Origin of the sequence: Ramlibacter sp., assembly GCF_028291745.1 — a bacterium.
Lineage (GTDB): Bacteria > Pseudomonadota > Gammaproteobacteria > Burkholderiales > Burkholderiaceae_C > Ramlibacter.
Genome location: NZ_JAQGNQ010000039.1, coordinates 22,605 through 32,575, shown reverse-complemented (window position 1 = coordinate 32,575; position 9,971 = coordinate 22,605). Strand labels below are relative to the sequence as shown.

The following is a 9,971-nucleotide window of genomic DNA, read 5'->3' as shown; positions in this document are numbered from 1 at the left end:
CGCGGCCTTCCCCGAAGTGCCGACGCTGAGCGAAACCGTGCTGCCCGGCTTCGAGACCGGCACCTGGTACGGCCTCGTGGCGCCCGCCAGCACGCCGGCTCCCATCGTTTCAAAGCTCAGTCAGGAGCTGCAGCACATCCTGGCCATGCCGGACGTCAAGGAGAGGCTTGTGGCCCTGGGACTCGATGCCTCGGGCACGAGCGGTGCGGAATTCGGTCAGTTCATCCGCTCCGAGATCGCCACGTACGCGAAGATCGTCAAGACCGCCGGCGTGACCGCCCAATGAGCGCGACGCGAGCGGGAGCCTGATCATCCGCCTCGATCGATTTCTCAGCGTCGCGGATTTCGAGCGCGCGGCACGCCGCCGCCTGCCGCGTCTTGTCCACGAGTTCGTTGCTGGTGGCACGGAAGACAGCGTGTCGCTGCGCGCGAACCGCGAGGCCTTCGAGACCTTGATGTTCCGTCCGCGCGGCCTGAGCGGCGTGGCCGGTGTCTCGCAGTCCGTGGAACTCTGGGGCCGGCGCTACGCGTCACCCATCGGCGTCGCGCCCATGGGCGTGACGGCGATCTGCCGCCACGAGTGCGAGCTGGCCCTGGCGCGCGCGGCACAGGCGGCGGAGCTGCCCTTCATCCTGAGTGGCGCTTCGACCATGCCGATGGAGCAGTTGCAGCGGGAAACCCCTGGCATCTGGTACCAGGGCTACTTCCCCGGCGACACCGCGCGCCTGGGCCGCATCCTGCAGCGGCTGCAACGCGCTGCCGTCGACGTGTTGGTCGTCACCTGCGATACGCCGGTGGCCGGCAACCGCGAGAACAACCTGCGCAACGGCTTCCTGATTCCCTTTCGTCCCAGTGCCCGGCTGGCCTGGGACGGCATGCTGCATCCACGCTGGCTGGTAGACGTGCTGGCCCGCACGCTGCTCACATCCGGCGTGCCACGCTTCACCAACCTGTACGAAGAGATCGGCCCGGCGATCACCGAGGAGCCGGCACAAGGCTTTCGCGGCGGCCGGGAGCTGCTGACCTGGGAGCACCTGAGCTGGCTGCGGGAACGCTGGCCCGGACGGCTGGTCGTGAAGGGCATCCTCCATCCCGCGGACGCACGCGAGGCGGCGGCCCGCAAGCTCGATGGCGTGATCGTCTCCAACCATGGCGGGCGCCAGCTCGATGGGGCGATGGCGCCGCTGCTCGCCCTTCCGGCAATCAAGGCGGCGGTTCCGGCCGACTTCCCCTTGATGATCGACGGGGGCTTTCGCCGCGGCGCGGACGTACTCAAGGCGGTCGCGCTCGGCGCTCGCATCGTCTTCCTGGGTCGGCCCATGCTCTATGGAGCGACCATCGCGGGCCAGGCTGGCGTCGGCCGCGTGATCGACATCCTGAAGGCGGAGATCCAGCGCAACCTTTCGCTGCTCGGCACCGCGGACATCCGCAACGTCGGAGCGGGCTTGCTTCAGCCAGGTCGGTGCCTGTCCTCGCCAATCTCGCCGCCGTGATCATGCAGCTCCGCGATCGGCGAGTGCGAGCCGCCGGCGAGCGCGGCTTGCCGCAGTTGGCAGACGCGGCCATCAACATTGCCCGCTGCAACTTTCCGTCCAACGCCTGTGGCGGAACATCGCGCTCCTGACTGTCAACAGGCGCTTCACCTCCTCGCGACCGATCCGTTTCTTCCTCGTTCTCACTTCACCGTACTGGAGTTCATGTTGTTCAAGGCAATCTGGCTGGAGCAGTCCGCCGGCCGAACCGAGGCCACCCTCAAGGAAATCGACACCGCGGCATTGCCCGAAGGCGACACGCTGGTGCGCGTGCGCTGGTCGTCCCTCAACTACAAGGATGGCCTCGCCATCACCGGCAAGTCGCCCGTGGTCCGCAAGTTTCCGATGGTTCCCGGTATCGATTTCGCGGGTGAAGTCGAGAGCTGCACGAGCGGCGCCTGGCGCCCCGGCGACCAGGTCGTGCTCACCGGCTGGGGCCATGGCGAAGCGAGCTTCGGCGGTCTGGCGCAGATGGCGCGCGTCGACGGAGGCAAGCTGGTGCGCTTGCCGTCAGGCCTCGATGCGCGCGCAGCGATGTCCATCGGGACCGCGGGCTTCACCGCGATGCTGTGCGTGATGGCCCTCGAGGCGCACGGCGTCACACCCGATGAGGGCGAGGTGCTGGTCACGGGTGCCGGCGGTGGGGTGGGGGGCTTCGCGGTGGCGCTGCTCGCTAGCGCCGGTTTCAAGGTGGCCGCGGTCACGGGTCGCACGTCGGAGGGCGATCGCCTGCGCCAACTCGGAGCGAGCGAAATCCTGCAGCGCGACCAGTTCTCGCAGCCCGGACGGCCTCTTGCCAAGGAACGTTGGGCGGGTGTGGTGGATAGCGTCGGCAGCCACACGCTCGCGAATGCTTGCGCGGCCACGCGTTACGGGGGTGTGGTCACCGCCTGCGGTCTTGCACAGGGCATGGACTTCCCCGCCAGCGTTGCGCCATTCATCCTGCGCGGTATCACGCTGGCGGGCATCGACAGTGTCTCCTATCCCGCGGCGAAGCGCGCGGCAGTGTGGAAGCGCCTGGCCCGGGGCCTGGCACCGGCGGTGATCGGTGCGATGGCCGAAGCCGTGCCGCTGGAGCGGGCCATCCCCGCCGCGGACGACCTGCTTGCCGGGAAGGTGAGCGGCCGTCTGGTCGTAGACGTTGGCTAGCGGGGTTCGAAGGCGAGTGCGGAAGGCTCGCATTGCCCCTCCTGGAGTCCTCTCTCGCCTGGGGTGATGCGCGACCCCACAGAATCTCCGCTGGGCGGGCAGCGCTGCAGGGACGAGCACGGGAAGATCAGCGACGCCATCTCGATCAGCGAGCGCCCGGCCCTCAGTGGAAGACCGTGCGGTTCCTGGCCACTAGGAAGGTGACCTGCTCTTTGGCGTTCGCAGCAGCCAGATCGCGACGTTGGTCGAACAGCAAACGCGCTACGTTATGCTGGTGATAGTGGAGGCCACCGATACGGAGACGGTCCTCAAAGCCCTGATCAGGCACGCTCGCAAGCTGCCGCATGAGCTCTACAAGTGGCTCACCTGGGACCGCGGCCATGAGATGGCAGCCCACAAGCGATTCACGCTAGCCACAGACATCAAGGTCTACTTCTGCGACCCGCAGAACCCGTGGCAGCGCGGGACAAATGAGAACACTAACGGCCTGCTGCGCCAGTATGTCCCCAAAGGCGTCGACATCTCCGGCTACTCACAGACAAGACTGAATGCCGTGGCCAGGAAGCTCAATGAGCGACCCAGGAAGACTCTCGAGTTCAGGCGCCAGCCGAGATGTATACCGAAGTCGTTGCGTCGACCGGCTGAATCCGCAGCCAACAGCGGCCGTGGCAGGTGCAGGTGTTGGCTGCCTCGTCATCGGTATGCCATCACCAGGGCACCGAGCTTGGCTTGGCGAGTGTCTGCATCAGTCGATGGGCCAAGGCATCTCCTTCGGCAGGCCTTCAACCGACGCCGGTGTCTCGGCGGCTTGAGGGCGCGCGAGCGCTGCACGCTCGTCGACGCCTCGCCACCAAGGCTTCACGTCTGGCACTTGCGCAGGCTCCACCGGTTCTCCGAGGCGCGGCATGACGAGTTGCGCGCCCATGTTCGGCCCCAGTTCCAGCAAGGTCTCGGCGGGGTCGTCCCATGGATGCATCGCCAGGCTGAAGGTGCCCCAGTGGATCGGCAGGAATGGCCCGCCACCCAGCAGCCGCAGCGCCTCCAGTGCGTTCTTCGGCCCGAGGTGGATATCGCCCCAGGCCGGATGGAAGGCGCCGACCTCCAGCATCACCAGGTCGAACGGCCCCAGCCGCTCTCGGATGGACTGGTATTCCGTCGTCAGGCCGGTATCTCCGCTGAAGAACACGGCGTGGTGCGCCGAACGCAGGACCAGGGAAGACCAGAGCGTCGCGTTGCGGTCCTTCAGTCCCCGGCCGGAGAAGTGCTGCGAAGGCGCGGCAGTCACGGTGAGGCCGGTGCCGGGAAGCCGGTGCGACTCCCACCAGTCGAGCTCGACGATGCGCTCGGCTTGCACGCCCCAGGCCTCGAGGTGGGCACCGACACCGAGCGAGGTGACGAAGGGCACGTCGACATGGGCAAGCTCGCGGATCGTGGGATAGTCCAGGTGGTCGTAGTGGTCGTGCGAGACCAGCACCAGGTCCAGCGGCGGCATCTTGCGCAAAGGCACCGGCACGGGCTGGAAGCGCTTCGGACCGGCGAAGCGCGAGGGCGACGCGCGCGGACCCCAAACTGGATCGGTGAGCACGCGCAGGCCGTCGATCTCGAGCAGCAGCGTGGAGTGGCCGAGCCAGGTCACGCGGAGGCCGCTGGCGGGCGCTCGCGCCCAGGTGTCCTGCGGATCCACGGCCGGCAGCCGCGCGAGCGGCACGCGCCGTTCCCCGCCGCAGAGGAAGTCCGTGAGCGAGGGCATCCTGGCCTGCGGATCGCGCAGCCCCGGCAGGACCGGATGCACGTTGCGGAAACGGTCTCCGGCCCCTAGCGGCGAGGCCTTCATGCGTTCCAGCCGCGCACCTGCGGCCCAGCTGCCAAGTGACTTCATGCGTGCCCTCATGAATGGACGGATTGAAGCGTCCACCAGGGAGAGGATAAACGCGATACCGTCGAAGGGCAGAAATCGGCCAGCACCAGCATTGAGGCGGCTTGCGCTGAGCGTTACCTAGCATGACCGACCTTTGCCTTACGCCCGTTTGTTCAGTGCCGCGGGCTTGGCTGAGGCAACTGCTCCCCACGCGGCGATCCGAGTGCATAGGCCGCTATATTCTCAAGGGATACAGTTCGGCCGCTTGCCAGGTATCGGGTTCAGGCGGCGGGAGGGTCGGCTAGCGCGCCGATGCAAGAATACCCCGGCTCATTTTTGCCAGCCACTGGAGAACTGCCTTGAAGAAGCTTGTCCCGATGATCGTGCTCTCCTTCGCAGCCTCTCTGGCGCATGCCGCAGACTCGGCTTGCATGGCAGCCGCGAAGGACAAGAAGCTGTCCGGCGCAGCCCGGAACTCGTTCGTCAACAAGTGCGAGGCGGGCGCGAAAACCAAATGCGAAGCTGCGGCCGCCGATAAGAAGCTAGCGGGCGCAGCGAAGGCCAGCAATGTGAACAAGTGCGTGCAGGAAACCGGACCGGCGACCTGAGGCAGCCTACGGGGTCCGCCGCCTCGCAGCGGGGGCAGGATTTCGGCTTGCACCGCAGACCTGCGGTGAAGTTGCTGGTTTGGGCAAAGCGGCGCTCTGCGACGCATTGCCATTCCCGCCTGGGATTCCAGTCGACCGGTCGCGGACCATGGCGCGGACGATCGAGAATCGGTGCGATTCGCACCACTGCATGCGGCCGGATTCAGTGGTGGCGACGACGAGCCGACCTGAGTGGCTGTCCAACTCAGCGTCCGCTGAAGCTCGCCGGGCGCCGCTCCTGGAAGTGGGCAACGCCTTCCCGGAAGTCGTCGCTTTGCAGGCTGGTGAACATCTCTGCGTTGGCCAAAGCCACGACTTGACCGAGCGTCTGGTAGGGCGCTTCCCAGAGCTGGCGCTTCATCACACGCACTTCGTCAGCGCACTCATGCGCTCGGGGCGGTTCAGGGTGATGACGGCGGTCGCACCCTCAAGGGTGGTTCGGATCTGTTGGTGGCTCATGGAGTGTCGAAGTAGGCGGCAGGCAGCTGAAGGGAAACTGGCTCGAGGAACTCCTCGATGCCGCGGCGGCCGTTCTCACGGCCCAGGCCCGAATGGCGAAAACCGCCGAATGGAGCCTGCGGATTGAACGGCGCGCCGTTGACGTCGACCTGACCCGCGCGCAGCCGGCGGGCGACGGGCAGGGCGGCGGCGGGGGAGGGCCCCCAAACCGTGGCGGCAAGGCCGTACTCGGTCCCGTTGGCGATCGCGATAGCCTCCTCTACGCTGTCGTAGGCCATCACCACGAGCACGGGGCCGAAAACCTCCTCCCGGGCAATGACCATCTCCGGAGTGACGTGATCCAGCACCGTCGGCGGGAAAAAGAAGCCTGTCGCCGGCAACGTCCGATCGCGCGTGACCAGTTCGGCGCCGGCAGCCAGCGCCGCATGCACCATGGAGCAAACCTTGTCGCGTTGCGCCTGCGAAACCAGCGGACCGAGCCGGGTCGCCGGGTCGGCCGGATCACCCATCGCCCAGGCGGGCGCGAGTTCCGCGGCCAGGTCTGCGGCCTCTTGCGCACTCTCCCGAGGAACCAGCAGCCGGGTCGCGGCAGAACAGGTCTGGCCGGAGTTGAGGAAGCAACTGCCCAGCGTGGCTTTGACGGCGGCCGCCAAATCGGCGCCGGGCAGCACCACAGCGGCGGATTTGCCACCCAACTCCAGCGCCACGCGCTTTATGTCCTGGCCAGCGAATGCGGCGATGCGCTGGCCCGCGCGCGTGGACCCGGTGAAGGACACCATGTCCACGTGTGGGTGCGTGACCAGCGCTTCGCCTACGTCCGGCCCCGTGCCGTGCACGAGGTTGAACACGCCGGGCGGCAGGCCGGCCTCTTCGACGGCTTCGGCCAGCAGGAACGCGCTCGAGGGCGCGAGTTCCGAGGGCTTCAGCACTACGGTGCAGCCCGACAGCAACGCCGGCGCCACTTTGGCGGTGACCTGGTGGAGCGGATAGTTCCACGGCGCGATGCAGGCCACCACGCCCACGGGCACTTGCTGTACCAGCGAATGCCCGATGCGCGTTTCCCATTCGAGCTGCGCGGCGAGTTCCGCGTACTGGTCCCAGGCGGCGATCGGCGCGCCGGCCTGGATGCGGGCCGACAGCTTGGCCGGCATGCCGACCTCGCGCGAGATAACGCGGGCAATCGTGTTGGCGCGATCCCTCAGGCCCGCGGCCACCCGGCGCACAGCCGCAATTCGCGCGGCAAGCGGTGTGGCCGACCAGCCGGCGAAGGCGGCGCGCGCAGCGCGCACCGCAGTGTCGACGTCGGCGCGCGAGGCGCTGCGGTAGCTGGCGAACACCTGCTCGGTGTAGCAATCGGTGACGGGCAACTCGCTCGTGCCTCCAGCGGCGCGCCAAGCGCCTCCGATGAAGAGGTGCTGGTGCTTGTTCATGCGTGCGTGTCCTTACGATGGCGCTTGGCCAGGAAAGCCTCCATCAGCCGCGCCGGCTCGCCGGAGGCGTAGCACTCTAGCTGGTAGCGGATACCGGCGTTACAGGCCTCCTCGAAGCCGGCCTGCGTGCGCTCGCGAAAGCGCTGCTTGGTCATGCGCACAGCGGTCGGCGGCAGGGCGGCCAGTTCGCGCGCCCGCTGCAGCGCACGCGCGAGCACGTCCTGCTGCAGCACCAGGTCGTTGACCAAGCCGAGAGCGTGCGCGCGGGCGCCGTCGATCAGCTCCCCAGTGAGCGACAGCTGCTGGTTCAGCGAATGGCCGATCTGCAGCGACATCAGGTAGGAGCCGACGATGCTCGCGAGTCCCGCGCGCACCTCGGGCTGGCCCATCTTGAGCCCGGCGTGCGCCACACGCAGGTCGCACATCAGGGCCATCTGGAATCCGGCGCCCACAGCCGTGCCGTTGAGGGCGGCCACGACGGGCTTGGCCACGTCGCGCACTGCCTGGTACATCGCATGCTGGCGATTCAGCCAGCCGGCCAGCGTCGCCGTTGTCATGCCCCTCGACTCCTCCAGGTCCTGGCCGGCACAGAAAGCGCGCTCGCCGCTTCCGGTGAGCACGATCGCATCCACCTGGTCGCCCACATCGAGCCGGCGCAACGCGCCCGACAGGCCGTCGCGCAGCGCGTCGTTGACCGCGTTCATGGCGGCCGGCCGGTTCAGGCAGACGATGGCGATGCGGCCATCGAGTTCCACGGTGACGGCATGGGCGGCTGTCATTGCTGTCCTTCGTGTCGTTCGATCACGGCGTCGACCGCCCAACCGCCTTCGCCGGACGCGCCGGCGATGAGCGGGTTGACGTCGATCGACTCGATCTCCTCCGCGTGCGCCGCGGCAAAGCGGCCGAGCGCCACCGCCGCACGCGCGACCACCTGCAGGTCCACGGGTGGTTCGCCGCGGACGCCGGCGAGCACTGGGGCAATGCGCAGCCCGGCGAGCTGGTCGAGCACGTCCTGTTCGGTGAACGGATGCAGCAGCACGAAGAAGTCGCGCAGCGCCTCCACGTACTTGCCCCCGTCGCTCACCATCACGGCGGTGCCGAACATCGGGTCTTGGCGTACCCCCAGGGCGAACTCGCGCCGGCCGCGCACGCGCCGCGCCACGAGCACCCCGTCCAGCGGCTGCTGCAGGGCCCGAACGCGGGCGACGCACTCCTCATAGCAGTGCAGCACGTCGTTCTCGTTGCATAGGTCCAGGAACACCAGCGCATGTTCGGACTTGTGCGGGATGGTGGCGGAGCAGGCTTTCACAACTACTTCCGGGCCCAGCTCGCGCCAGGCCTGGAGGGCCTCGCGCGGCGAGTGACATAGACGATGCGGCGCGACGGGCAGGCCAGCCCGCTGTAGCAATGCAAGGCTGTCCGCCTCGCTCAGCGTGCGGCTGGTGCCCGCCGGCAGCGCGAACCGCTCCGCAGACGCGACCGCCGCGCGAAGCGCCGCCGAGTGCACGAGCGCGGCATGCCGGCTCACCTGGTGCAGCGCCGCCAGGGCGTCGGTCTCGTGTCCGAACACCGGCACGTGGGCTTCGCGAAAGGCGCTGCGCACCGAAGCCTGCGGCGCGGAGACCGCCACGGGCTTGCCCGTGCGGCGTAGGAAGCGCGCGGTGTCGGCCGCCATACCAGGCAGGTCGTAGCCTTCGCCGGCCACGGGAACGCCCACCAGGAACATGTCTCCCTGCGGGTCCGCGGCCAGCGCGTCGAGCGTTCGACCGAACATCGCACCGTCCGTCATCAACGAAGCGGTGAGGTCCACCGGGTTTTGCGCGGTCGCAAAGCGCGGCATGATGTGCGCGAGCAACTGCACGGTACCGCGATCCAGCTCTGCCAACGGCAGGCCTAAGCGCTCCGCCGAATCGGCGCAGACCACGCCAACGGCGCCGCTGTGGCTCATGACCATCAGCCGCTGTGCCGGTCGCAGCCCGCAGGCCAGATAAAGCTCCACCGCGTTCACCAGGCCGTGTACGTCGTCGGCGCGCCAGATCCCGTGGGCAGCAAAGAAGGCGTCTACCAGGGCGTCGTTGTTGACGAGCGCGCCGGTGTGCGACGCCGCCGCCTTTGCGCCATGAGCGCTTCGCCCGGATTTCAGCGCCACCACCGCGGCGCCACGTTCCCGCGCCAGCCGCGCCACCTCGGCCAGCACCGCAGGATTTGCGAGGGACTCGATGTACAGCAGGAGCACACGGATGTCGGGATCGGCTGCCGCGACGAGCGCGAGTTCGCAGACCGAGGCGTCGGCGTCGTTGCCGGAGGCGACCACGTAGCGCACGCCCACGCCGCGTTCGCGCAGCAGCGCGTAGGGCATTACGCTGGCGGCGCCGCTCTGGCTGATCACCGCGACCGGGCCGTCTTGCGGCGCCACCTCCATGAACATCGTGCTGAAGTTGAGGACCGCACCGGTCTGGAAGTTGGCGACACCCTGAGCATTCGGACCCATCAGCCGTACGCCGAGCGCGCGGGCCTCGGAGACCAGCTGCGCTTGGCGCACAGCGCCTTGTGCGCCCGTCTCACCGAAGCCGGAGCTCATGACCACTGCGCTGCGCACGCCGCGCGCCGCGCACTGGCGGATCACTTCAAGCACTTGATCGCCACCGACTGCGACCACCGCCACGTCCGGCGCCTCGGGTAGTTGCTCCAGGGAGGCGTAGGCTCGGTAGCCCTGGATCGAATCGCGCTTTGGGTTGATCGGGTAGACGGCGCCCTGGAAGGCGCAACCGCGAAGGTAATGCAGTGGGCGGCCGCCTACGCGGTTGCGGTCTTCGGTGGCGCCAACCACGGCAACGCTGCGCGGCCGGAACATGGCGGCCAGCCGCGGATCGATGGAATTCACTTTTAGGGAGTC

The 9,971-nt window shown here is 68.1% G+C and carries 9 protein-coding genes and 1 pseudogene; 5 read left to right on the top strand and 5 right to left on the bottom strand.

The window, feature by feature from the left end:
- The 4 genes and pseudogenes from JWP60_RS06125 to JWP60_RS06110 all read left to right on the top strand — a co-directional run.
- Positions 1–286, top strand: a 286-nt coding sequence (locus JWP60_RS06125) for a tripartite tricarboxylate transporter substrate-binding protein (RefSeq protein ID WP_299787821.1), incomplete at its 5' end; no start/stop codon positions are given.
- Between the two features lie 19 nt (positions 287–305).
- A complete protein-coding gene (locus JWP60_RS06120; protein ID WP_363320831.1) occupies positions 306–1,493 on the top strand; it encodes an alpha-hydroxy acid oxidase in 1,188 nt (395 codons plus the stop codon).
- A gap of 207 nt (positions 1,494–1,700) precedes the next feature.
- Complete coding sequence (locus JWP60_RS06115; protein ID WP_299787827.1) at positions 1,701–2,681, top strand: MDR family oxidoreductase; 981 nt, start codon at positions 1,701–1,703, stop codon at positions 2,679–2,681.
- Between the two features lie 111 nt (positions 2,682–2,792).
- Positions 2,793–3,326, top strand: a pseudogene (locus JWP60_RS06110) (IS30 family transposase); the annotation flags it as partial.
- Positions 3,327–3,426: 100 nt separating this feature from the next.
- Here the strand turns inward: JWP60_RS06110 and JWP60_RS06105 are convergent.
- A complete protein-coding gene (locus JWP60_RS06105) occupies positions 3,427–4,560 on the bottom strand; it encodes an MBL fold metallo-hydrolase (protein WP_299787818.1) in 1,134 nt (377 codons plus the stop codon).
- Between the two features lie 338 nt (positions 4,561–4,898).
- Here JWP60_RS06105 and JWP60_RS06100 point away from each other — a divergent pair, with 338 nt between their 5' ends.
- Entirely contained in the window at positions 4,899–5,147 is a 249-nt protein-coding gene (locus JWP60_RS06100; RefSeq protein WP_299787815.1) for a hypothetical protein, read from the top strand.
- Positions 5,148–5,391: 244 nt separating this feature from the next.
- Here the strand turns inward: JWP60_RS06100 and JWP60_RS06095 are convergent, their stop codons facing one another.
- The 4 genes from JWP60_RS06095 to JWP60_RS06080 all read right to left on the bottom strand — a co-directional run bounded on the left by JWP60_RS06095 (position 5,392) and on the right by JWP60_RS06080 (position 9,959).
- Positions 5,392–5,547, bottom strand: a complete 156-nt coding sequence (locus JWP60_RS06095) for a hypothetical protein (RefSeq protein WP_299787812.1) — start codon at positions 5,545–5,547, stop codon at positions 5,392–5,394.
- 94 nt (positions 5,548–5,641) lie between these two features.
- Entirely contained in the window at positions 5,642–7,075 is a 1,434-nt protein-coding gene (locus tag JWP60_RS06090; protein ID WP_299787809.1) for an aldehyde dehydrogenase family protein, read from the bottom strand.
- A complete protein-coding gene (locus JWP60_RS06085; RefSeq protein WP_299787806.1) occupies positions 7,072–7,854 on the bottom strand; it encodes an enoyl-CoA hydratase/isomerase family protein in 783 nt (260 codons plus the stop codon). Before JWP60_RS06085 ends, JWP60_RS06090 begins: the two co-directional genes overlap by 4 nt.
- Positions 7,851–9,959, bottom strand: a complete 2,109-nt coding sequence (locus JWP60_RS06080; RefSeq protein ID WP_363320830.1) for an acetate--CoA ligase family protein — start codon at positions 9,957–9,959, stop codon at positions 7,851–7,853. Before JWP60_RS06080 ends, JWP60_RS06085 begins: the two co-directional genes overlap by 4 nt.
- Positions 9,960–9,971 lie beyond the last annotated feature (12 nt).

What these genes read in the sequence shown, in the direction of transcription:
- JWP60_RS06105 (WP_299787818.1), bottom strand. Translation starts at nt 4,560, where the DNA reads ATGAAGTCACTTGGCAGCTGGGCCGCAGGTGCGCGGCTGGAACGCATG.
- JWP60_RS06095 (WP_299787812.1), bottom strand. Translation starts at nt 5,547, where the DNA reads ATGAAGCGCCAGCTCTGGGAAGCGCCCTACCAGACGCTCGGTCAAGTC.
- JWP60_RS06090 (WP_299787809.1), bottom strand. Translation starts at nt 7,075, where the DNA reads ATGAACAAGCACCAGCACCTCTTCATCGGAGGCGCTTGGCGCGCCGCT.
- JWP60_RS06085 (WP_299787806.1), bottom strand. Translation starts at nt 7,854, where the DNA reads ATGACAGCCGCCCATGCCGTCACCGTGGAACTCGATGGCCGCATCGCC.